Raw genomic sequence first — 21,728 nt, forward strand, 5'->3', positions numbered from 1 at the left:
TTACAGCCCGGCCTCATCTTCGCCAGCGCCCAGGTCGCCGTAACGGAAAAATTTCAAGACGGCGATGGTGCCGATAACATTAAGCAGCGCATATGTGATTGCGAGGTCAATAAATTCTGGTCGCCCGAAGACGTACCCCATAACCGCTAACAGCAAAACGCATAGAGTGCCCAGCGAGTTACCGGCAACCACCCTGTCAAAAACTGTTGGTCCTTTGAGCACCCGCGTGACGACCAGCCCGAGGGATACAAGAAGGGCAATTGCAGCAACAGCAAACATACTCATGCCGAGCCCTCAAACTTTGCGCATCTTCGATCCATTTCACCGGACTCGACGTCCGTCGCGTTCTCCCGCGTAATGGCATGCACAAGAATTTCGTCATCTTCGATATCGACAGAGATTGTCCCTGGCGTAAGCGTGATCGAATTTGCATACGTCACACGGCCAACATCAGATTTTTGGCTCATTTTCGTTCGTGTCAAAGTCGGACTGATTGGCAAAGACGGATTCAAAATGATTTTCGTTACATTGATGGCTGACAAGATGATTTGCCAGACCAGCCATGGCCAGTAGGTGAAAGCGGATGTTGCAAGGTGAATGGGGTGTCCTTCTTTATCGGACACATTCATCTTTTTTGCCAACAGCGCAATCGCGATGGTACTGATCACTCCGGCGGAGACCAAAAAGAAAGTGTATTTGCCCGACAGAGTGAGCCAGAAAATAAGCAAGACGATAGTCATGCTGATCACTTGCCCCATCGAACCTTTACCCCTTCCTCAGTTACGCTGCCCCAGTGACGATAGCAATGGGCAAAGCGTAGTCTTGATTCCCCCAATTAAACCTTACTATGCACCGCATCGCCCGCAGCGCTCTATTGATAATGCTCAAGGTTTAAGGAGTTTTGGTAGCAGCGCCGATCCGTCGAGGCAATCAAAATAGTATAAACACCTGCCTATTTTGTGACTCGACGTGGTGACCACTGATTAACACTTACAGGTTTCCCCGTATGTGATCTCATCAACTTAGGCCTGAGCACTTGATCAACTGTTGGCGCATCAGCAGGCGATCCAGCACCTTTTCCATCGCGACGGCCAAGGTTATCGCTCAGTGCTGTCATATAAAACTCGACGAGGTCGTCAAAGCCGATCTCTGTACCGACGCCATTATCTTTCGCCTTTACAACCGGTGGATGCGTATTTAGAGCTGTATTGAGGCGCTCCGTAGATTTTGCGCCAAATTGACGCCAAACACTGTCAAGAATGTGCAACACGTCTTCCTCTATAGGGCCAGTGTCAATCATCGGCCGACCCCGCTCCATAGCCCTAAAAACTGTCGGCTCTACCGGCCCTTCGGCACCGACGACAAAAACAGCAGGCATCAGCTTCGCCCCGTTTTTTGCCGAAGCATAATATGCTTGCGCTAAAAACATGAGCCGATGCATTTTTTGAGGCTGGAGATACTCTCCATCATCCAGCGCCCGGTCCAGAAGCCAGAACGCAACATCAAAGCAAGATTCGACAGCAGGCCTGTGCATTCCTAAACTCCAAAAACATTAAGGACGTTCATAGACATCCCGTCTGGGCAGAACCATAGCTTTTGCCGTGATCACCAGACAATACAGCCGAGACTATTCCTACATGGTTAAACGTGCCGCAAAACTTCTTGGGATTACAATCATCCTCGTCCTCACTGCCGCTGTGGTGCTGAGAGCGTCTCTGATTGAATTTATCGCCACATCCGCCTTGGATCAGCAAGGGCTTAGCCCTGCGAGTTTAACTGTCAGCCGGGCAAACTTCAGGGGACTGGAATTTAAAGCTATATCGCTCTCGTCTGGGCAAATTAAGGCGGACACAGCTAGCGTGACTTATGCGTGGTCGCTCTGGCGTGACGGGCGGGTCGAGCACCTAGAACTCTCGGGACTAGATGTCTCCGGAACATGGACAGAAGACGGCGTGAAGTTCGGGGAGCTCGCGTTTCCCCAACAGTTGGAGCAAGAAAACAAGACCGGCGACGACCCAAACAGTTCTGGCGGCCTGCCGTTTCGTTCCGTTGTCATAGACAACGCTAATGTGCATGTGCAACACCCGCAGGGGCAGATAGACCTTATTCTCAGCGCTGAGCTACAGAACAATGATGAGGTGCTAGAGACTGAGATTTTTGCTGCGCTGGCTGGCCCAGACTTAAGTGGCACCGTCGATTTTTCCGGATCTCTGAGTCTTCAGGACATCCTGAGTTCGTCACTTTCAGGGATGGTCAAGCTGACCGCTGAGTCATTTACTGTGCCCGGTTCTGAGAGCACTTTTTCTGCAGACGTTGATCTCAAAGGCTCTATTGAAGACAAATCCGTAACGGTTATGGCCGAAAAAGACATGCGGTTCTCTGCCCCCTGGCCAAGTCAGTTTTTCGGCAGCATCGGCCAAGCGAAAAATCAAACGGTTGAGGTTGTGGTGAGCAAAGGCACAGCCTCCGGTCCACTTTTCAGAATTGAACCTACGGACAGCGGGTATCGCGCAGAAGTCGATATGGTTTTAAGGGGTGAGACGCCACTGGGTCGCGCCGGAGCAAAATCCGCAGCCTGGGCAACATTCGGCACAGATGGCCTACCGCAGGATTTCAGCTTTGAGACGTTCAACGTTGAACTGAGCGGGCTGCCAACGGCATACGGGACTGTCAGCGCGTCGCTTGATGCCTCCGGACTCAGAGGGCCGATCGCCATAGCCGGTGGCCCTGTTTATGCCACCCTTGCCGTCAAAGATGCTGTTTATGGTGATCTGTCTGGTCGCACCCTGACCGTCGATATGGCATCTGATTTTAGACTGGATGGCTTATCGCTGGCCTTTCAATTTCAAAAACTTTCTGCCGCGGTGGAGGCCCTAAAATACGGAACTCAACTTGCCGCTCAAGACACCATTGAGCTGAATTTGGCAGATGGCACTACCGCTGCCCAAACAGCAAATGTCGTGTTTGGTGCCGATGGCAGCGCCACCTTAACCTTCGATACTGCGCTTGCTCTAACATCAAAAACCTTGGAGTTGCGCTTGAATAATAGCCCACTATTGATAAGCGCGTCGGCCCCAGAAATATCCCTCAAAGGATATTGGACGGCACCCGACCAAACTGGTGATCTTCAGGTTGGACTAACGAATGGTCTGATTGAGTCAGAAAGCCTATCGGCTACAGCTTTGAACATTCTGCTCGCCGGTGATCTGGAAAATATGTCCGGCACATATCTCACGACACTTGTAGACCCCAAAGACACGTCCAGCCAGAGCCCTTTATTGCGCTTAAACGGCGATCTTAATAAGACACAAAATAACTATAATATTGAAGGCTCTATACGCCTTCCCTCACGTAGATTAATAGGTACTTACAGCCTCACCTATGCCTTAGATTCCGCCAGTGGATCGGCCTCGGCCTCAAGTGGACCACTGCTGTTCGGAGGGGAAAACCTTGGCCCCTCAGACTTACGTCCGCTCGGATTACCCTTCACTCCTACCGCCGGGGAATTCGCCGCAGATATCGACATCTCCTTTAACGGCAGAGAATTGAAGCAACAGCAAGCTCACATTTATGTCAAAGAGGTGGACGTTGAGGGGAATGATTTTGCGCTCAGGCGACTGAACACGGCGGTCGTTTTTGACTCTGTTGTGCCGCTCCGCACTGATGGCCCGCAGAGTGTTGCGATCGGACTGCTTCAAGCTGGAATTCCGATTACCGATTTCCTTGGAACATTCGCCCTGGACTCTACAGGTATCCTTGAAGTTGATCGGATTTCCATGAATTTCGCCGGGGGCGAAGTCACCGGTGGCCCCCTTTCCTTGCGGCTGGACCAGGAAGAGACTTTAGCTGAACTCTCCGTCACTGCCGTCAGTTTACCTGCACTCGCCTCTATGACGGAATTGGACGGTTTAGAGGCTACGGGAACGCTGTCGGGCCGGATCCCAATTATTATCAGGGGCAGTAACATTTTGATTGAGTCTGGCACGCTCAAAACCTCTGGCCCGGGTGTTGTCAGATACAGAACGTCAAGTTCTGCGGACACCATCGCCGCTGACCAAGGCGGACTTTCTCTGGCCCTTCAGGCCCTTCAAGACTTCCGGTATGACTCTATTGAGGTCACGGTGTCAGGGTCAGTGCAAAAAGAGCTTGAAGCCTCGCTAGCGATTAAGGGGAGGAATCCAGATCTGTATGACGGCTACCCCATAGACTTTAATCTTAATTTAAGTGGCGAACTGGCAAACATCATCAGAGGTAGCATGGCGGGCTATCGGGTTCCAGAAGCCATAAAGCGACAACTGATGGCTTTCCCACCTAGTCCATAACCGCCTATATATTCTCAAACAGCTGCTAGGCTGACATGAATAAGCCTAATTTGTGGTTTATCTTGAATAGTACTGATTCAGGAATTGACGTTTTGCTCTGCGAACCCTAAAGCGTTGAGCGTATATCCGGCTTGGAGTTTGAAAAACGATGTTGCGTTTACATTCAATACTGGAAAACAACGGCTTCAATCGGTTCAAACAGTTAATATCTGTTCTGCTTATTGGCGTTGTTGTGAGTGCCTGCTCGCCCACGGTCAAAGTACAGGCCCCAGATAAGCCCATAGTGATCAACCTAAACGTCAAAATTGAGCAAGAAGTTCGGATTAGGGTCGAGAAAGGTGTTGAAGACTTGCTGACTGAGAATCCAGATATATTCTAGTTTGTTTCCAGAGGAGAATGGCAATGGCTCACTTCCAAAAAACCCGGAGATCCTTTTTAACCGTTTTATCTGTTATAATCGGCCTAGGTATCGCCGGTCCGGCTTACGCCGTTACTTTGGATGAAGCCCGCGACTTAGGATTAGTTGGCGAGAGACCAGACGGCTTGATTGCAGCGGTGTCCCCGCAAGTGGCTGCGGAAGTCAGCACCCTGATTTTAGAAGTTAACGCCGCGCGGCTAGAGAGCTACAAACAACTCGCAGCTAAGGACGGCGCACCTATCCAAGCTGTACAGGCAATAGCCGGTGAAAAGCTCTTACAACGGGCACGCCAAAATGGGTGGTATGTCATGAGCGCTTCAGGAAACTGGTCACGTTAAGGAACGTGCGCAAAGTCATAATATCTAAAACCGGGCAACACCAACCGTTGTAACGACTTCTGGTGTGCCAATGAGAGATTGATTAAATTCGTAGATGCGAATTTGCTTCTCGGCTTCTGGTATTGACGTTGACTTCGGTAATGAGGCCTGAGCTTGAGCCTGCATTATCGTTGTTCCAACTTCACGAGACACGAATATCCCGCCAAACCTGATTGATCTATCGCGATGCTGGCCAAGATTTTGCCGCTTATCGCCATGCAGATCAGACCAGCGCTCATCATACTGTAAGGCTTGGTCGCCTGGTCGGGCTCCAATGGACTGGTCGAGGGCATCTACATAACCTAAGGTCGTTGAGTTCCCGACACGCGTAGTGTCTATCCGCGCCGTGGCGGATGCCAGCGTACTTGAAGAGACTAAAGCGGTACTCATGACCTAATACCTAAGTAATCGGCGCAGGCTTTTATTTTATATTTTCCACGCACTCTCATATAATGCCTGAACAGCTCAAATGTCAATATTTCTGCCCCTTACGTGGCATAACGGCCTATTATGTTGAGCAGTTCTCTAAGGCTAGGTTAATGTACACTTTTCCATCTGAGTTGCAGTCTGACGGCAGAAATATGGTGTGTGCGCCTTTCGGCGCGGACAAGCTGCCACCCGTAGGCTTCAATGATCTAAGTCATGCTTGGGAAATCGCGAGCACCGCAGCTGAACTCGGCCTCACGGCAGATGAGAAAACGCCCAGCGGCGTTATTTTTGATAACCACTCTAGCAACACAATCGAGCTTCAATTCGATGACTATGACGCGATCTGCTGGGCCACAGCAATTCATCGCGCCTTCGACCTTAAAACCGTCAAAGGCCTGTCGGTCTGTCTCAGAATGCTGGGACTATTCAAAATTATGGCTGAAAATATCTGGTCCCGCCAACTCTATAGCTTTGACCGCAGCAAAAAACTCAAAATAAACAAAGCATTACTTGCAGCGGCAGCAGCAGCCCAACTCACTCAAGATGGGCTTTTTGATCCAGAAAGCATTAAGCAAGAAACAGGTGTTAACCAACTCACCAACGCATCAAAATAGACTTAAGCTTGAAGTGCAAACGCGACCACAGCCCACAAGTAAATAACACCAAATAACCCTAGCAGAGCCAAAGAGTCTTTAAGGTATCTAGTAGCATTCATGTTCGATCTCCCGTGTTCCTGTATTGTTCTTTTATTAAAAAGAACATTTAGGGAACATATTGTCAAGGGGGTTTTGCAGAGGTACTACCCCGTCTCTTGAGATTATGAATAGGTTCGATATGGCTGAGGAACGCCAAAATAGTTTTAGTCTGTCACGCCGATTTAGCGTGGCCCCAATGATGGCTTGGACAGACCGGCACGCTAGGTATTTCCTGCGTCTCATAAGCCAGCGCGCCCTTCTTTATACTGAGATGGTGCCGGTTAACGGCCTTCTTTATGGCGATCCAGAACGTTTTCTTGAATTTGATCAAGCCGAACATCCCATCGCACTGCAATTAGGTGGATCAGACCCAAAGCAACTTGCCAGGGGATCCATCATTGGTGAGCAGTGGGGCTACGACGAGATCAACTTAAATGTCGGCTGCCCAAGTGATCGGGTATCAAGTGGAAATTTCGGAGCCTGTCTTATGGCTGAGCCACAACTGGTGGCGGACTGTGTAAGTGCCATGACAGAGGCCACTCGCTTACCCGTAAGCGTGAAATGCCGGATTGGTATTGATGATATGGATACGGATGCTCCCCTGGATTTTTTTGTTGCGGGAATAATTGAGGCGGGCTGTCAGGCCGTTGTCGTTCATGCACGAAAAGCATGGCTAAAAGGCTTGAGCCCTAAGGAAAACAGAGATGTGCCTCCTCTGGACTACAAGAGAGTTCACAGATTAAAGAGCGACTTCCCGGACACTGAGATCATCATAAATGGCGGCATCACAAGCATCGAGGACGGATTAAGCCACCTTCCGTTTGTCGATGGAGTGATGCTCGGCCGTGCTGCCTATGAAAATCCTTATCTTCTTTCAACAGTGGACAGTTTATTTTTCGGCCAAACGACAAACGCTCTATCGCGATTAGATGTTATTGAACGGATTGTCCCTTATTGTGAGCGCGAGATTTCTAAGGGTACACCTTTGCATCGAATGACGCGTCATATTTTAGGTTTGTTTCATGGATACCCTGGTGCAAGGCGCTGGCGCCGCCACTTGTGCACAAACGCTGTGAAGCCTGGTGCATCTGCTTCGCTACTTTACGAGGCATTAGAGTTGATGAATATAGACCGCAAAGCGGCATAAAACTCTTTCTAGGGTCGAAACTACCTCAGAACTAACGTTGGGAACGAAAGCTCTTATTCTGCTATACCCAAAATTAAGGGTTGGTGCTCAGAGTCTATGAGGACCGATAACGCTGCGGGGAAAAGGAATAAAAATGCCGGCTGAACGTTATGCCGTTTATTATGTCCCACCGAGAGACAGTGCTCTTGCTAAGTTTGGGCAAGAATGGCTGGGCATTGATATTGAAACCGGTGCAAGCGTCAAACAACTCGAAATCAACTCTATTTCTTCCTCCCAATTCAAGGCGATAACAAGTACGCCTCGCTTGTATGGCTTTCATGGCACGCTTAAGCCACCTTTTTCACTGGCGAAGAATACGTCGCCCGAGGGCTTATTGGTCGCGACACACATCCTTGCGAGAAGCCTCTCCAAAATAGAGATTCCTCCACTCGAACTTGCTTTCATTGGAAAATTTCTGGCGCTCTCTCCTGAAACATCATCCATGCAGTTGGAAAAACTGGCAAGCAACTGTGTGCGCGCTTTAGAAGGGTTCAGACAACGCCGGTCAGAACAAGAACTTGCAGAGTATAGGCAAGGTAAGCTGACTGTGCATCAGGAACAGATGCTGGAGAACTGGGGGTATCCTTATGTTCTGGAAGAGTTCAGATTTCATATGACCCTGACAGAAAAAACAGAAAGCGACGCCGAGCGTGCGATCCTTATGAAAAGTGCTCAAGAAAAGTGTCGTGATATTATAGGTCAACCAATCAAGATAACTGAGATAGCGGTTTGCCGTCAGAATACTCCGCATGAACCGATGCACGTTGTTGAGCGTGTTCGTTTAGGGCAAAATTAAGAAATCGTGCCTTTGAAAGCCGATGTTTTTGAGCCACAGGCTATATGACAAAACTTAAGAGCTAAGCACGATGAAGATTCCTATCGTATCTGGATTGCTGACGAGGCTTAAGTCTGGCACCAATACGACAAGTCCACAAAGCGTTCGGCGTGTTACAGAAAAAAGCAGCAAATGGTCTGACGACTCCCTTGATCTCGCACTTGGGACATTATTGGCCGATAAAGAAAGTAAGTCATACGGAGTCGTACAGGCGATAACACTGAACCAGTTCAGAGAAGACTTGGGCGACCTCTGGGAGCAGCATCAAAAAAGTATTTTTCTAATCGCAGAAACTACAATTGACCGAATGCTTGGCAAAGGTCAAACGGCCATACAAGAAGATGAGTATTCTTGGCTTTTAATAACTCCAGACTTAACTCAGAGTGAAGCGGCTTCTTTTGCGGAACATATCGCAGCCACCATTGGTGAGAAGTTAGTGGGTGCGCGCTTTGAAGCAAATGATGACTCAGACCTAACCCCTCAAACAAGCGCCATCGACCTCACAACTGCGTTGTCTGTAGATGGATCAATCAATAAAGAAGCAATCCAAAAAGCAGTCGCTCAAGCTAGGGCAATCATAGCTCGACGCGATAAGCGCATCAGACAAACAAAACCACCGACTACGTCCAATGCCATTGACCATGAAAAAAATACTCAGTCAACGCAAAGCCCGAAGTCATCATCCGAAATAGTAACGGCAGAGCACGGGCTAAAATTGCTTTACTGGCCGATGTGGTCAGCCGACTCACAAGCGATAGATATGTTTGTCTGCCGTCCACTCGCCGGTGACCGAGGCGATCCCTTTTCAAGGTCAGACCCCTCTTTGGTTGCTGCTAATTCAACTGCTGTAACCAGAGCATGTACTGTTGCCTTAAACTCAATGATAAAAGACGGCGTTCGAGCAAAGCTTGTTGTTCCTATTCCTTTAGCTGTTGTTTTATCTCCCAACCAAAGATTGGTCTTCCAAGCACTTGAAAAGCTTCAAGACGCACACCGTTTTTTGTACTTAAGAACTGAGATCGTAGCCGTTCCCAAATCAGTGTCGGCGGCCTCTTTACTCACTGCACGAGACTTGCTGAAGCCGCTGGCGCGCGATGTTTCAATACTCACAGATCTGAACGAACCAAACGAAGCTGTGCTAGCTGCCGGCAAGGTCGTCATCGGATGCGACGCATCCGCAATTGCGTCCACGAGCTCTGATATTCTGACCAGAGATTTGATGAAGTTTAAAAATTCAGTTCGAGACAGACCATCTTACGTCTTTGGTCTCACCGAAAAAAGTGACATAACTGTCGCTGCCAAATGTGGGTTCGACGAAATTGGCGGGCCTGGGTTACGCGCCCCTCTCCGGCACACACCAAAGACGACCGAGCCTTTACTGCGTGATGACCTGATTAATAAGACTTGAGCCTGATAGTTATTCGACACCAGCAATGTTTAAAAGGCACCGTGATCTTTTAGGACCTTGCTGACATCTTGGCCCATCATGATGCTGTAGCGAATATCAAACTCTTTTTTCAGCGCAGCCATAGCTTCCTCAACAATAGACGGCCAGATTTCTTTTGGAATTGCGACCACACCGTCATCGTCAGCAAAAACGTAATCTCCATTGTTGATGGTGACTCCCCCGATTTGAATGGGCCGATTCATGGCTGCAACAGTACCTTCGTATTTGATGTCGTGACTGTAAATGCCCTTTGCAAAGACAGAAAATTCCAAATCCTTTACGGCTCGACTATCCCTCGTATAACTATCAACGACTGCGCCGACGGCTCCGGACCGGATAGCAATGTTGGCATTCAGGTCACCAAAATAAGCCGCGTCCTGCACTTCGCTTTGCACAACGATGACGTCACCAGGCCGGACAAAATCGTATGTGGACAGGGCGTCATAGATACCGTGCCAATCATCCCCCTTTCTAAGTCTTTTGAGTTCGAGCGTTTTTGCAACACCCAGCACTGAGCGGCCACTCACACGTTGAAAGCCGGGGGGGAGGAGAGTCGATAACCCTCTGTCTTTTGAGATGTCTGCCAAGAGCGATGAATATAAGTGTGGTCGTATTGCATCTAGGTTCGCATTATGAGCTGCCCGATAGCCGGCACAAATTCTTTCGGCAAAGGCAAGGTCATCTGGCCAGTTTAAGTCAACTGCCTCTTCCTCGGTTAAATCGAATAGAAGTGGTGATTTCCCAAACCTTTGTTTCGGTGGACTCGCCCCATCACGTCGGACCATATACAACCCCATGGACTCAATAACCGACTCAGGTAAATCCACGCTATTTGGAATTTTACCGTCTCCATATTGAGGGCGGCCATCCACCCATTGGTATTGCTTTTTTTTCTGAACAGCGACAAGGGAGTCAGAATTCTCATCTTCTAAAAGGGCCTTAAGCGCTCTTGAAATAGTGTCTTTTGTAATGAAAGGACTAGTACAGAGACTCTGAATGTAGATATCAGCATCAACTTGAGCGCACTCATTGGCAAATAATGCGTGACCATCCGTTGAATTGGATGCCAAATTTGGATCGCGCGTGAGGACTTTAACATCCAAGTCTGATGCAAGGTCGATGAGATCTCTTGATTCAGTATCAAGGTAGACCTCGTCAATTAGGTCACACTCAAGCAGTTGCCTGAGTTTCCGTTTGAACAGGTGTTCACCATCAAGAATGACTGTGTTCTTATTGGCTATTCTATCACTTTGGCCTTTGGCAGGCACAAATGCGACTATTCGCATGACCCCACTCCTTATAAGCACGCCTTATTTAGCAAGTGTACTGTATTTCAATGCGGTTAAGAAAAACTTGTGATTGTGAAATTATTGCAAGGTCTTAGTCTGCGCGACAGTTAGTAAGTTAATAGGCCAAATCCATGAGTACGAACACCTCCCCTCATCAGACCATTCTCCTGAAAGATTATACACCACCGCCTTATTTTGTTGATTCTATCTGCTTAGAGTTTGATCTGGACCCAGTATGCACCAAAGTCATCAGCACAACCGAATACCGCAGAAACCCTGATTCAAATGAACCCTCTGAGCAACTTGAATTGGACGGAGAAGACCTCGAACTGGTTGAAGTATTGGTTGACGGCAAAGTTCTAAACCCAGAACTCTGGTCAAAATCAGCACAAAAGCTCACAATCTCAAACCCAACAGACTCTTTTACGCTTACCGTTACAACACATATTAGACCTAACAAAAATCATGCGCTGGAAGGTCTCTTTATGACGGGAGGCCGGTTTTGCACACAATGTGAAGCACAAGGGTTTCGGCGAATTACATATTGCTTGGACAGACCGGATGTGTTGACGAAGTACCGCGTAAGACTCGTCGCAGATAAAAAAGAATACCCGGTTCTGCTTTCGAACGGTAACTGTATAGAACGCGGCGACTTCAATGAGCAACAACACTACGCAGTTTGGCAGGACCCCTTCCCAAAACCAAGTTATCTGTTTGCGTTAGTTGCCGGAAAATTAGACAAACTAAATGATCAGTTTACGACCAAATCCGGCAAGCCCGTCTCCTTAAACATCTATGCCGAACCTGGGAAAACACCGCAGTGTGAATACGCTATGGACTCCCTGAAACGTGCGATGGCTTGGGACGAAAAAGTTTATGGCCTGGAGTACGACCTAAACGAATTTAACATTGTTGCCGTTTCAGATTTCAATATGGGAGCCATGGAGAATAAGTCACTCAATATCTTCAATGATAAATTCATTCTTGCTGATCCCGAAACAGCAACCGATACCGATTATGCGTGGATCGAATCGGTCGTCGCGCACGAGTATTTTCACAACTGGACAGGCAACAGGGTGACATGCCGAGACTGGTTCCAACTTAGCCTCAAAGAAGGCTTAACTGTATTTCGTGATCAACAGTTTTCTGCTGACCAACGTAATGAAGACGTACAGAGAGTCGATGACGTCCAACGCTTAATCGAAACACAGTTTCCAGAAGATGCTGGGCCTCTCGCGCACCCCGTACGACCGGATCGCTACTCAGAGATAAACAACTTCTATACTTACACCGTATATGAGAAAGGTGCGGAAGTTGTGCGAATGATTCACACACTCATTGGAAAAGATAATTTCCGCAAAGGAATAGACCTATATTTTCAACGGCATGATGGCCAAGCCGTAACATGCGAGGACTTTATAGTTGCAATGCAAGACGCTTCTGGCTGTGACCTGAGTCAGTTTATGATCTGGTACACGCAGGCTGGAACGCCGAGAATCAGCTACGAAAGTCATTATGATGCCTCAAGAAACCAGGTCACACTCAACCTAACCCAATCATGCCTTGGAACACCGGGTCAGCCGATCAAAAAGCCCATGCATATTCCATTAAGTATCGGATTTATCGATCAGGAGCATGGCCCTCTAAAAACAAAGCTTAATGGCTCAAATAACACGGCAGAGCATACACATCTCATCTCGCTGAAGAACGCTAAAGAAACACTCATATTCAAAGGCATTCCTAGCAAAACAAGAGCCCCTGTTGCCTCAATCAACCGGGGCTTTGCGGCACCTGTACATACAATGCCGCCGCAAAGTCATGACGACCTCGCGGTTATCGCAATTCATGACCCGGATGCTGTTTCAAGGTGGCTTGCGATTCAGCACTTATACCTTGGGCTGCTGACAAAAGAATGTAACTCAAAAGCTCTAAGTATAGCACTTAGCGTGATAGCACTCCCATTTGGAAAAATTCTCGATCATGCCATCGATCAACCAGAGATGTCGGCAAAACTATTGACGCTTCCTAGTGAAAACATGATCGCAGACTCTTTGGATCTCGTTGACCCAGCGAAAATACATTCTGTTCGGAAAAATTTTAAAGCCGGGATTGGCAAAACGTATACGAATACCTTGCAAGGTATTCTCGCTCACAATCCAAAGAATGCCTCACAGGCAGATCTTGTTGGTCATAGGGCACTTAAAGGTGTTGTGCTTAGTTATCTTGTTTGTGCCAACACACAGGACAATGCTGAACTTGCATTTAAAGTGTATCAAAATGCGACAAACATGACCGAAAAATGGTCTGCCCTTATCGCTCTCAACGAAACTACAAGTCCTCTAAGGAAACAAGCTTTACGACAATTCTCGGAGCAGTATGCGGACAATCATCTTGTCGTGGATAAGTGGCTCAGTCTTGAAGCAAGACACACGAGCCTTGAAACTCTTGAGAGAGTTAAAACTCTTCTTTCTCATGAATTATATGATCAGAAAAACCCAAACAAGATCAGAGCGCTGTTAGGTACCTTTGCAACTCAAAACCCAACGGCCTTTCATCACTCTTCTGGTGCTGCTTATGATTTTTTAGCCAGCCAAATTCTAGCCATCGACCGGATCAATCCTCAAGTCGCTGCTCGTCTAGCAAGTTCCTTACAGAAATGGCCGCGATATAAACACCCTCTAAGGAGCTTAATGGAAACCCAACTCAAGCGCATAGCTGCAACGAAAGATATCTCAATAGATGTTAAAGAGCTTGTTAGTAAATCTTTGCAAGATGTAACGACTTAGTAATCTATAAATCGACTTGCTAACGCTGGAACAAATGATGGGGTTCGAATTCTAACATTGTACCCAGTCTGCTCTGCCGTTGATAAAATATCAAATAAATCGCGGCAATAGGACCAATACTCTTCTTCATAATTTCTGTTCCAGAAATCCTTATGAACACGATGGGTTACCGACATGCTTTTCGAGTAATCCATCTCGTTCGCATGTTGCCAGGGGTTGGATGCCTCTCTGAAAGGCATCCCGTCACACCCGTAGATATCAATATTTTTCGACAGCGTGCAAACAACCGGCAGCACAAGCATAGTAAAGATATTGGCGGTGGCTGCAGACAGATACTCTGCTTCCAGATTAAGGTTGAATTTCGGTCGCCGGTCATTGCCAATACCAATAATGCGATTATGGCATTCTGGCGGCGTAACGGATCGAAAATACGGAACGTAACCGAGCTGTGTAAACAGAACTCGGTTAGGGTTTTCTAAGGCCTTGGCCATGCCTCTGCGGAAGTCCCCTGCATAACGCGACACGCCGCAATGCTGCACTGGGTCACCGCAAAACAAAAGCTCAGGGTTTAAATACAAAAGTGATTGTTCATCGCAGATTGTTGAATTGCAGACGGCCCGGACCGAGTCACCTAAGTCAACTTTATCGGACATGGTTGCACTTAATGAAGGACCATTTCCAAAAGCACTAATCGACCGCCCCTTCCATTTCGTCGCATGCTCTTGGAATAGCGAATAAGATTCCGCAACTAGGCTATCGAGTTCCTCAATTGACCAAAGTGAATACGCAAATTTTATGACGGCCAGAGTTTCCTGCTGAACCGAATTAGGGTCGACCACCACAACATCTGCTTTTTGCGCCTGGCCTATACCTTGGGCGTCTTTCACGGTCTGTTTTACTGCCGCGTTCCAGACAAAAATGGCATCGACAGACTCACTCGCTTGACGGAGTTCGTTCTCATGAACCAGAGAGATGCGACCCAAAAAATCCGCTGTGAAGTTAACAATGTCCGGGTCAAAATCCGGGCTGATGCGCGACGAGGCCGTAAGCAGGCATTGATCCGCCTCCGGTAAAGCAGCAGCGGGGCCGGAAAAAGCAAAGGTTATCTTATCAATGCGCTCCGCCATCGGCGAGAAATGCCAAATTGAGCGGTACAATTGATCATACAGGCTCTCCAGGTCTGGAAATGCAGGATAAAAGAGAATATGTGCCATAGGGTCGATCAAATTGGCCTGGAATTGGGGGAAAATAGCTCTGAAATTAAGGATAAATGCAGAATATTGGCCAAAAAGAGCCCTTCCAACGACGGTCGAATGTTGTCTTTAATGCAAAACGACAATGTAAAACGATTGCAACCCGAGATGGGACTACAAAATCGACGGCATTAAGTATGCTACTGTGAACATGATAAAATTAAACTTAACATAAGGTACGAATACAAAACGGTAATCTTGCGCAGGTTAGCTGCAGCTATTTTGCGTATATCTTTTAACCCGATCACTCTCAGAAGGAAGTCACTATGCACCTCAAGAACCGATCTATTATTCACGCTGCTGCTGCCGTTTTTCTCGGCTCTGTCGCGTTCTCGGCACCAAGCGCCGCTGATAATACCGATGCCCGTCTCAAACAGGCCATCGCTGGAGAGCACCGGAGCGCAGAAAAAGTCGCCAGAGATGCATATAGAAATCCTTATGAAACGTTGACCTTCTTTGGACTCAAAGAAGATATGACCGTTCTAGAGATTTTCGCGCAAGGTGCTTGGTACACAGAAGTCATCGCGCCTGTTGTGGCAAATACAGGAAAATACTATGCGGCGCTGCCAGACCCCAACGTCAGCGAGCGCTCACAAAACTCCTTCAACAGTTTTGTTGAAACATTAGAAGCCAACAAGTCAATCTACGGCGACGCAGAAGCAACAGGCATAGGCATGGAAGCCACTCAACCTATTGCACCAGGAACGGCAGACCTTGTTTTGACCTTCCGCAATATTCATAACTGGATGGGCAGCGACACAGCCGAGAAAATGTATGAAATCATGTACAACTCGGCAAAACCCGGCGGCTACCTGGGTGTTGTAGAACACCGCGGAGACCCGATGATTAAGCAAGACCCGAAAGCCCGTTCCGGTTATGTCAACGAAGGTTATGCCATCAAGTTGGCCGAGGATGCAGGCTGGCAACTGGTCGCGTCTTCAAGCATCAACGACAACCCAATGGACGACAAAGATTACGAAGGACGCGTGTGGCGGCTTCCACCCACAATGCGCTATTTCGGCAAAGAAGGTTTTCCAAATTTAGAGGGCGCTGATCGCCAGAAGAGTCTCGCCATTGGTGAAAGTGACCGCTTCACGTTGCTGTTTGTAAAACCAAAATCTGAGTAAGGTATTGAGCCCCCTCGTTGACATAGCGAGGGGGCTTTCACTTGGATCGTAAAAATTGAAAATTAAACGCCACTATTACGATTGCTCATTGGGCCAATTGCATGTCCGCAGTGCTGAATCCGACCCCAGTGCAAAGACACCTTTGCTGTGCTTCCATCAAAGCCCTCAGTCCAGCCGCGCATTTACTGAGATTCTAAATACAATAGGGCAAACACGTCTCGTCATTGCCCCTGATACGCCCGGCTTTGGCGAGTCCGACCCGCCCAAGGACATGCCGAGCATCGAAGACTTTGCAAACGTCATGGAGGAGTTAATTGATCAGCTGGGTTGCGATGCGTTTGATATTCTCGGATACCATACCGGGGCGTTGATCGGCAGCGAACTTGCCCTGCGTAGACCAAATCAAATCAGACGCTTGGTTCTCATTGGTATGCCCGTCTTTACGCAGCAGGAAATCGACGCCTTTTTTGAAATTCCCTGGCCGCTCCCAATGAAGGAGGATGGCTCTCATATTTCCGCAGAATGGGAGCGCTCTGTGAAGTGGGCCGGTCCAGGCATGACCCTGCCGCTCATACAGCGCGGATTTGTTGATAAGCTCAAAGCCGGAGATCGCGCGTTTTGGGGTGGCCGTGCTGCAATGCTTTATCCCTACGCCGAAAAACTCCCGCAAATTCATCAGCCGATCCTGGCGCTTGGCCCTAAAGACGATCTTTGGGAAATATCACCACGCGCAGAAGCACTCATTCAAAACGGCCGGTTTGAGAGATGGCCGGACCACGGATTTGGGCTGTTCGATGTCGCTCGAGTTGAAATTAGCGATAAGATTTTATCTCATTTAGACGATTAGTCCGCCGCCACAGCCATTTTTGTGCAGTACCCCCTAATGAGAGCCTTCCAAAATACGGAAGCACTTTGACTGTCTTCCGGATAACGTTAAATTGGGGGCCAACATAGAATTTAGTAAGGTCCCTTTTATGCCTGATGACAGCCCCCGATTGAACACAATCCCGGTTAAAAACCCGCGCACTGGCGAAGTCGATTATCATGTGACGCCCCCGACACGAGACGAGATCATCGCCGAATGTCAATCCTTGCGCAGTGCCCAGGTGGATTGGGCCAATGCGCCGCTGGCAGACCGTATTGGAGTCATGTTGAAGTGGGCCGATGCGGTCGAAGCAAAACGCGATGACATCGTAAAAGCTGAGTCACAAGACACCGGTCGTTGGCGGCTTTCAACAGAAAGTCCCGATGCTGTCATTTGGGGAATACGTGGCTGGTGCGACAAAGCCGAGAGCGTCATCCAGCAGGCTTTAAATGTGGGACAATCCTCCACAATGCCTGCGATCAAACTCCACCAGCAGCTTGTTCCGTATTCTTTACTTGGGGTTATTAGCCCCTGGAACTTCCCGCTCATGCTCAGCAGCATAGACGCTATCCCGGCCCTCATCGCCGGCAGCGCAGCCATTATAAAACCGAGCGAAGTTACGCCGCGCTTCATTGAGCCGCTCAAAGAGTCGATCGCCGCCGTGCCTGAGTTAGACAGAGTCCTCAGTTACGTTGCAGGTGGCGGTCAAACCGGGCAGGACATCATCGATCATGTCGATATCGTGTGCTTCACGGGCTCGGTGCCAACCGGTCGGAAAGTCGCAGAAGCCTGCGCCCGCAATTTCATACCGGCCTTTCTTGAACTGGGCGGCAAAGACCCTGTCATCGTTACAAAATCAGCGGACCTTGATCGAGCGACGGATGCCGTTCTCAGAGGCTCTGTCCACGCCACAGGCCAGATTTGCTTCTCAATCGAGCGTGTCTATGTTGACAACGAAATACATGATGCTTTTGTGGATAAACTGATCGAAAAGACGGCGCAAATCTCTCTCAATGATGCAGACATTCATAAAGGCCATGTTGGCCCTCTTATCTTTGATAAGCAGGCGGCCATCATTGATCGGCAACTTGATGATGCTATTGCAAAAGGCGCAAAGGTACGCGCCGGAGGCAAATCTAAAGAGATTGCTGGCGGCAAGTATATCGAGCCTACCATCCTGACAAATGTTGACCACTCAATGACTCTAATGCGCGACGAAACATTTGGACCAGTCATGCCGGTCATGGGCTTCGACTCAATCGACGAAGCTGTGGCATTGGCAAATGATACCGAGTTTGGTCTATCCGCCGCTGTCATCGCTGGAGATGAAAATGAGGCATTGGAAATTGGTAAAAGAATTAATGCGGGTGGCGTAAGCCTTATGGATACGACGCTGACCGGCGCGATCCTAAGGGACGCGGAAAAGAATTCTTTTAACTTGTCCGGTATTGGAGGCTCTCGCATGGGCGGCGCTTCCATATTGCGCTTCTATCGCAAGAAAGCTCTTATGGCCAACCCAAACATGCCCGCTAAGTTACAAGATTTGCACGAAATATAGAGAACGAACTAGGGCTCACACCTCAAGCCAACCGCTTGATCAGGCTTGACGTATCCCAACGCCCGCCGCCTTCGTTTTGAACGTCCGCATAGAACTGATCAACAATCGCTGTAACAGGCAGTGTTGCCCCGACCCGCCGTGCCTGTTCTAAACAAATGCGTAAGTCTTTTCTCATCCAGTCGACAGCAAAACCGAACTCAAATTCATTGGCAATCATGGTGGAGGCTCTGTTGTCCATTTGCCAGGACTGCGCCGCACCGCGCGAAATAACGTCCGTCACAGCCGCCATATCCAAGCCCGCTTTCATGCCAAAGCGCAACGCTTCTGATAAGCCCTGAATCACACCGGCAATACAAATCTGATTTACCATCTTGGCCTTTTGACCGCTCCCAGGACCGCCGATCAACTTCGCGTGGCTGCCATAAATTGCCAAAAGGTCTGTTACTCGGTCAAACGCCGCCTGATCACCGCCGCACATGATCGTCAGGGTCCCATTCTTGGCCCCGGCTTCACCGCCCGACACCGGCGCATCAATGAAGGCAATACCCTTCGCCTTGGCAGCGGCGTATATATTCTCGGCCAGATGTGCCGACGTTGTCGTATGATCAACCAGCGTGGCGCCGGTCTTCATCGCTTCGAGTATGCCCTCTCGATCCAGCACAATTTGTTCAACATCTGAGTCATCGCCCAAGCAGCAGAACACAATATCGGCTTTGGAACATGCGTCTCTGGCCGAGTCCGCGACAACGCCCTTAAACTGCTCTGACCAGGCTTCAGCTTTCGCTCTCGTTCTATTGAACACAAACAGGTTTTTGCTTTGGGCGGCCAGATGTCCGGCCATGTGAAACCCCATGACGCCCAAACCGATGAATGCCAGTTTCATTTTCTGTCCCCTGCTCCACAAACTAAGTGATATTGAGCGTCACTCTAAAACCTTGCCCAATGCTCGGTCACCATCAGATAACTATAATATTCAGTTTGAATGTATACCTTAGGCAAGACACTCTGTTACCTAACATTGAATCAATGAGTGGTCTCGGAATGAAATCCGTCGTCAAATTCTTGCTGTTCATGACTCTCGGGATCATCGTGACCTTAGGGGCAGTTGCTTCACTTTTCTTGGTCAGAGGCGGAGTTTTTTACAAGAATGAGGCCGTCTCGCCCGGGGCTTGCAAAAACATTGCATTGTCTGGTGGCAGCGCAGAAGATATCCAAACCAACCGGCTCTCAAAAATAGCCTATCTGTCTGTCTTAGATCGAAGGGCAATTGGGAATGGCAAGCACCTGACTGGCACAGTTTTGTCCTTAGACTTGGGAGCAGACAATCCAGTTCCTCAACCTGCCTTAATATCTCAACCGGATGATTTTCGCCCCCACGGTTTGAGCCTGTTTACAAACGTTAGCGGTCGAACATCTCTATTCGTTCTGAACCATGCAGAGGATGGAGAAAAAATAGAACTGTTCATTAAAGATGGCGATGACCCCGCTTTCGAGCACATCAGAACCTTCAGCAGTCCATTGCTGATCAAACCCAACGACATAGTCGCGATAAGTGAGTCGTCTTTTTATGTGGCAAATGACTCGGGTGCATCAAATGCTTTGGAACGGGCAGCAGAGATGCTGTTGGCCATAGGGCTATCGCCTTTGGTCTATTTCGACGGAACTACATTTTCAATACCGGCAGACGATTTGAAATCTGCTGGCGGCATTAACGTAAATCAGGAGAGAACAAAACTTTTCGTCGGCGAAACCCTGGGTAAATCCATAAAAGTCTATGACTTAAATACCGATGGAGCAGTATACGGTGAACCGGAAACCATATCCTTGGCGGGTGGCGTAGATAATATTGATGTCGATGCGAATGGCGTTTTGTGGATTGCCAACCATACCAACACCCTCTCGCTGATAAAGCACTTCACCGATGCCTCATCACCATCTCCAACTCAAATACAAACCATAACGTTTAACGCGTATGACCAAGTTAAGATCACGACTGTTTACGAAGAAGACGGCACAACGTTCTCTGCCGGAAGCGTGGCCAACAGGGTTGGTGATCAGATCTTAATGGGCTCAATTACTGAAAAGCGCGTGCGCATTTGTCAGATGCAGGGAGGCTAAAAAATGAAAGCATTAGAAATCATTGGTAAAGCGCTTGGAATCTTGGCCGGTCTGGGCATCATCTCAATTGCCGCTGCACTTTGGTATTATAGAGACATTCCGATGGAAACCCTGGAGGCGCGCTATGCGGCACCGGAGTCTCAATTTATGACCCTTGATGGTGTGCGAGTGCACTACAGAGATGAAGGCCCCAGAGATGGCCCAACCGTGATGCTGCTCCACGCGCATTGGGGCAGTCTCATCATGTGGGACGAGTGGGCGAGCGTGTTAAAGGATAAATATAGGGTGATCCGTTTTGATATGGCGGGACACGGACTGACAGGAATTGACCCCACCGGCGATTACACACTTGAACGCGGCGTCGCCCTTATGGAGCAGTTTAACGAAGCCTTGGGCATTGACCGCTTCGATATTATCGGCACCTCACTCGGCGGCACACACGCCATTCATTACACGGTCAAGCATCCGTCTCAAATCAACCGCCTCGTGCTGCTGAACCCGGGAGCCTTGAATGCTGGTGTCAGGGGGCGTGACACCCCACGCGGATTGCCCTGGTGGATTAACATTTTGACCTACATCACGCCACAGCAGTTGTTTCAGTTTATGTTGGAAGGCGGTTACGGCTCCGCCAACGAGGTCGACGCAGAGATTGTTCAGCGCTGGCATGATATGCAGATGGGCGAAGGCCACAGACCGGCAGAGTTGGCACGCACAAGTCAGTATATTTCTGGCGATATAGTATCGATGATTAAATCAATACAATCACCAACGCTTATCATGTGGGGCGAGGACAACCCTGTCGTGACCGTAGACCAAGCCTATGAGTTTATGGATTTGCTTGAAAGTGCTCCTGAAAAACAACTCGTCGTGTTTCCAGGTTTGGGGCACATGGCCGTACTTGAAGACCCCGAAGTCACCTCGATCGCGATTAAAGAGTATCTAGAAGGAACGCGCGTTTTTGACGATCATCTTTAAGAGCAAGGATAAAGAGAAATCACACAGAGAAACGATAAGGCCAGCGCA

At 48.7% G+C, this 21,728-nt stretch carries 20 protein-coding genes; 13 read left to right on the forward strand and 7 right to left on the reverse strand.

Annotated elements, in window-relative coordinates; translation table 11 throughout:
- From RIC29_17240 to RIC29_17250, 3 genes are all read right to left on the reverse strand, one after another.
- Complete coding sequence (locus tag RIC29_17240; GenBank protein ID MEQ8736670.1) at positions 1 to 285, reverse strand: monovalent cation/H+ antiporter complex subunit F; 285 nt, start codon at positions 283 to 285, stop codon at positions 1 to 3.
- A complete protein-coding gene (locus tag RIC29_17245) occupies positions 282 to 740 on the reverse strand; it encodes a Na+/H+ antiporter subunit E (GenBank protein ID MEQ8736671.1) in 459 nt (152 codons plus the stop codon). The genes RIC29_17240 and RIC29_17245 overlap by 4 nt, the downstream gene beginning before the upstream one ends.
- 212 nt (positions 741 to 952) lie before the next feature.
- Positions 953 to 1,534 carry a hypothetical protein gene (locus RIC29_17250; GenBank protein MEQ8736672.1) on the reverse strand — a complete coding sequence of 194 codons (582 nt, stop codon included), beginning with the start codon at positions 1,532 to 1,534 and terminating at the stop codon, positions 953 to 955.
- A gap of 103 nt (positions 1,535 to 1,637) precedes the next feature.
- Between RIC29_17250 and RIC29_17255 the strand changes: the two genes are divergently transcribed.
- The 3 genes from RIC29_17255 to RIC29_17265 all read left to right on the forward strand — a co-directional run bounded on the left by RIC29_17255 (position 1,638) and on the right by RIC29_17265 (position 5,078).
- Complete coding sequence (locus RIC29_17255; GenBank protein ID MEQ8736673.1) at positions 1,638 to 4,322, forward strand: YdbH domain-containing protein; 2,685 nt, start codon at positions 1,638 to 1,640, stop codon at positions 4,320 to 4,322.
- Between the two features lie 148 nt (positions 4,323 to 4,470).
- Positions 4,471 to 4,701 carry a YnbE family lipoprotein gene (locus RIC29_17260; GenBank protein ID MEQ8736674.1) on the forward strand — a complete coding sequence of 77 codons (231 nt, stop codon included), beginning with the start codon at positions 4,471 to 4,473 and terminating at the stop codon, positions 4,699 to 4,701.
- Between the two features lie 23 nt (positions 4,702 to 4,724).
- The gene (locus RIC29_17265) at positions 4,725 to 5,078 is read left to right on the forward strand and encodes a YdbL family protein (GenBank protein ID MEQ8736675.1); all 354 of its coding nucleotides are present in this window, start codon (positions 4,725 to 4,727) and stop codon (positions 5,076 to 5,078) included.
- A gap of 24 nt (positions 5,079 to 5,102) precedes the next feature.
- On the opposite strand, the gene RIC29_17270 is transcribed toward RIC29_17265, so the two are convergent.
- Positions 5,103 to 5,507, reverse strand: a complete 405-nt coding sequence (locus RIC29_17270; GenBank protein ID MEQ8736676.1) for a hypothetical protein — start codon at positions 5,505 to 5,507, stop codon at positions 5,103 to 5,105.
- 149 nt (positions 5,508 to 5,656) lie between these two features.
- Here RIC29_17270 and RIC29_17275 point away from each other — a divergent pair, with 149 nt between their 5' ends.
- The 4 genes from RIC29_17275 to RIC29_17290 all read left to right on the forward strand — a co-directional run bounded on the left by RIC29_17275 (position 5,657) and on the right by RIC29_17290 (position 9,670).
- Positions 5,657 to 6,160, forward strand: coding sequence for a hypothetical protein (locus RIC29_17275; protein MEQ8736677.1), 504 nt, complete (start codon positions 5,657 to 5,659; stop codon positions 6,158 to 6,160).
- Positions 6,161 to 6,380: 220 nt separating this feature from the next.
- A complete protein-coding gene (gene dusA / locus RIC29_17280) occupies positions 6,381 to 7,388 on the forward strand; it encodes a tRNA dihydrouridine(20/20a) synthase DusA (protein ID MEQ8736678.1) in 1,008 nt (335 codons plus the stop codon).
- Between the two features lie 133 nt (positions 7,389 to 7,521).
- On the forward strand, positions 7,522 to 8,223 hold the full coding sequence (locus tag RIC29_17285; protein ID MEQ8736679.1) for a DUF1045 domain-containing protein: 702 nt from the start codon (positions 7,522 to 7,524) through the stop codon (positions 8,221 to 8,223).
- 211 nt (positions 8,224 to 8,434) lie between these two features.
- Positions 8,435 to 9,670 (forward strand): hypothetical protein, encoded by a 1,236-nt coding sequence (locus tag RIC29_17290; GenBank protein MEQ8736680.1) that lies wholly within the window; start codon positions 8,435 to 8,437, stop codon positions 9,668 to 9,670.
- Between the two features lie 29 nt (positions 9,671 to 9,699).
- Here the strand turns inward: RIC29_17290 and RIC29_17295 are convergent, their stop codons facing one another.
- Positions 9,700 to 10,995, reverse strand: coding sequence for a hypothetical protein (locus tag RIC29_17295; GenBank protein ID MEQ8736681.1), 1,296 nt, complete (start codon positions 10,993 to 10,995; stop codon positions 9,700 to 9,702).
- A gap of 134 nt (positions 10,996 to 11,129) precedes the next feature.
- Here RIC29_17295 and pepN point away from each other — a divergent pair, with 134 nt between their 5' ends.
- A complete protein-coding gene (pepN, locus tag RIC29_17300; GenBank protein ID MEQ8736682.1) occupies positions 11,130 to 13,784 on the forward strand; it encodes an aminopeptidase N in 2,655 nt (884 codons plus the stop codon).
- Here the strand turns inward: pepN and RIC29_17305 are convergent.
- On the reverse strand, positions 13,781 to 14,998 hold the full coding sequence (locus RIC29_17305; GenBank protein MEQ8736683.1) for a hypothetical protein: 1,218 nt from the start codon (positions 14,996 to 14,998) through the stop codon (positions 13,781 to 13,783). The genes pepN and RIC29_17305 overlap by 4 nt on opposite strands.
- Before the next feature lie 305 nt (positions 14,999 to 15,303).
- Between RIC29_17305 and RIC29_17310 the strand changes: the two genes are divergently transcribed.
- The 3 genes from RIC29_17310 to RIC29_17320 all read left to right on the forward strand — a co-directional run bounded on the left by RIC29_17310 (position 15,304) and on the right by RIC29_17320 (position 18,587).
- The gene (locus tag RIC29_17310; GenBank protein MEQ8736684.1) at positions 15,304 to 16,164 is read left to right on the forward strand and encodes a methyltransferase; all 861 of its coding nucleotides are present in this window, start codon (positions 15,304 to 15,306) and stop codon (positions 16,162 to 16,164) included.
- A 55-nt stretch (positions 16,165 to 16,219) separates the two neighbouring features.
- Entirely contained in the window at positions 16,220 to 17,011 is a 792-nt protein-coding gene (locus RIC29_17315; protein ID MEQ8736685.1) for an alpha/beta hydrolase, read from the forward strand.
- Between the two features lie 127 nt (positions 17,012 to 17,138).
- Positions 17,139 to 18,587, forward strand: coding sequence for an aldehyde dehydrogenase family protein (locus tag RIC29_17320; GenBank protein MEQ8736686.1), 1,449 nt, complete (start codon positions 17,139 to 17,141; stop codon positions 18,585 to 18,587).
- A 22-nt stretch (positions 18,588 to 18,609) separates the two neighbouring features.
- On the opposite strand, the gene RIC29_17325 is transcribed toward RIC29_17320, so the two are convergent.
- Entirely contained in the window at positions 18,610 to 19,470 is an 861-nt protein-coding gene (locus RIC29_17325) for an NAD(P)-dependent oxidoreductase (GenBank protein MEQ8736687.1), read from the reverse strand.
- 158 nt (positions 19,471 to 19,628) lie between these two features.
- Between RIC29_17325 and RIC29_17330 the strand changes: the two genes are divergently transcribed.
- Positions 19,629 to 20,705 (forward strand): SMP-30/gluconolactonase/LRE family protein, encoded by a 1,077-nt coding sequence (locus RIC29_17330; GenBank protein MEQ8736688.1) that lies wholly within the window; start codon positions 19,629 to 19,631, stop codon positions 20,703 to 20,705.
- 3 nt (positions 20,706 to 20,708) lie between these two features.
- The gene (locus RIC29_17335) at positions 20,709 to 21,680 is read left to right on the forward strand and encodes an alpha/beta hydrolase (protein MEQ8736689.1); all 972 of its coding nucleotides are present in this window, start codon (positions 20,709 to 20,711) and stop codon (positions 21,678 to 21,680) included.
- The last annotated feature ends 48 nt before the right edge of the window (positions 21,681 to 21,728 follow it).

The organism is Rhodospirillaceae bacterium (assembly GCA_040219235.1).
Lineage (GTDB): Bacteria > Pseudomonadota > Alphaproteobacteria > Rhodospirillales > Rhodospirillaceae > WLXB01.

Bases quoted from the DNA above. Each gene is read 5' to 3' on its own strand.
- RIC29_17240 (MEQ8736670.1), bottom strand. From the start codon at position 285: ATGAGTATGTTTGCTGTTGCTGCAATTGCCCTTCTTGTATCCCTCGGG.
- RIC29_17245 (MEQ8736671.1), bottom strand. From the start codon at position 740: ATGACTATCGTCTTGCTTATTTTCTGGCTCACTCTGTCGGGCAAATAC.
- RIC29_17250 (MEQ8736672.1), bottom strand. From the start codon at position 1,534: ATGCACAGGCCTGCTGTCGAATCTTGCTTTGATGTTGCGTTCTGGCTT.
- RIC29_17255 (MEQ8736673.1), top strand. From the start codon at position 1,638: ATGGTTAAACGTGCCGCAAAACTTCTTGGGATTACAATCATCCTCGTC.
- RIC29_17260 (MEQ8736674.1), top strand. From the start codon at position 4,471: ATGTTGCGTTTACATTCAATACTGGAAAACAACGGCTTCAATCGGTTC.
- RIC29_17265 (MEQ8736675.1), top strand. From the start codon at position 4,725: ATGGCTCACTTCCAAAAAACCCGGAGATCCTTTTTAACCGTTTTATCT.
- RIC29_17270 (MEQ8736676.1), bottom strand. From the start codon at position 5,507: ATGAGTACCGCTTTAGTCTCTTCAAGTACGCTGGCATCCGCCACGGCG.
- RIC29_17275 (MEQ8736677.1), top strand. From the start codon at position 5,657: ATGTACACTTTTCCATCTGAGTTGCAGTCTGACGGCAGAAATATGGTG.
- dusA (MEQ8736678.1), top strand. From the start codon at position 6,381: ATGGCTGAGGAACGCCAAAATAGTTTTAGTCTGTCACGCCGATTTAGC.
- RIC29_17285 (MEQ8736679.1), top strand. From the start codon at position 7,522: ATGCCGGCTGAACGTTATGCCGTTTATTATGTCCCACCGAGAGACAGT.
- RIC29_17295 (MEQ8736681.1), bottom strand. From the start codon at position 10,995: ATGCGAATAGTCGCATTTGTGCCTGCCAAAGGCCAAAGTGATAGAATA.
- pepN (MEQ8736682.1), top strand. From the start codon at position 11,130: ATGAGTACGAACACCTCCCCTCATCAGACCATTCTCCTGAAAGATTAT.
- RIC29_17305 (MEQ8736683.1), bottom strand. From the start codon at position 14,998: ATGGCACATATTCTCTTTTATCCTGCATTTCCAGACCTGGAGAGCCTG.
- RIC29_17310 (MEQ8736684.1), top strand. From the start codon at position 15,304: ATGCACCTCAAGAACCGATCTATTATTCACGCTGCTGCTGCCGTTTTT.
- RIC29_17320 (MEQ8736686.1), top strand. From the start codon at position 17,139: ATGCCTGATGACAGCCCCCGATTGAACACAATCCCGGTTAAAAACCCG.
- RIC29_17325 (MEQ8736687.1), bottom strand. From the start codon at position 19,470: ATGAAACTGGCATTCATCGGTTTGGGCGTCATGGGGTTTCACATGGCC.
- RIC29_17330 (MEQ8736688.1), top strand. From the start codon at position 19,629: ATGAAATCCGTCGTCAAATTCTTGCTGTTCATGACTCTCGGGATCATC.
- RIC29_17335 (MEQ8736689.1), top strand. From the start codon at position 20,709: ATGAAAGCATTAGAAATCATTGGTAAAGCGCTTGGAATCTTGGCCGGT.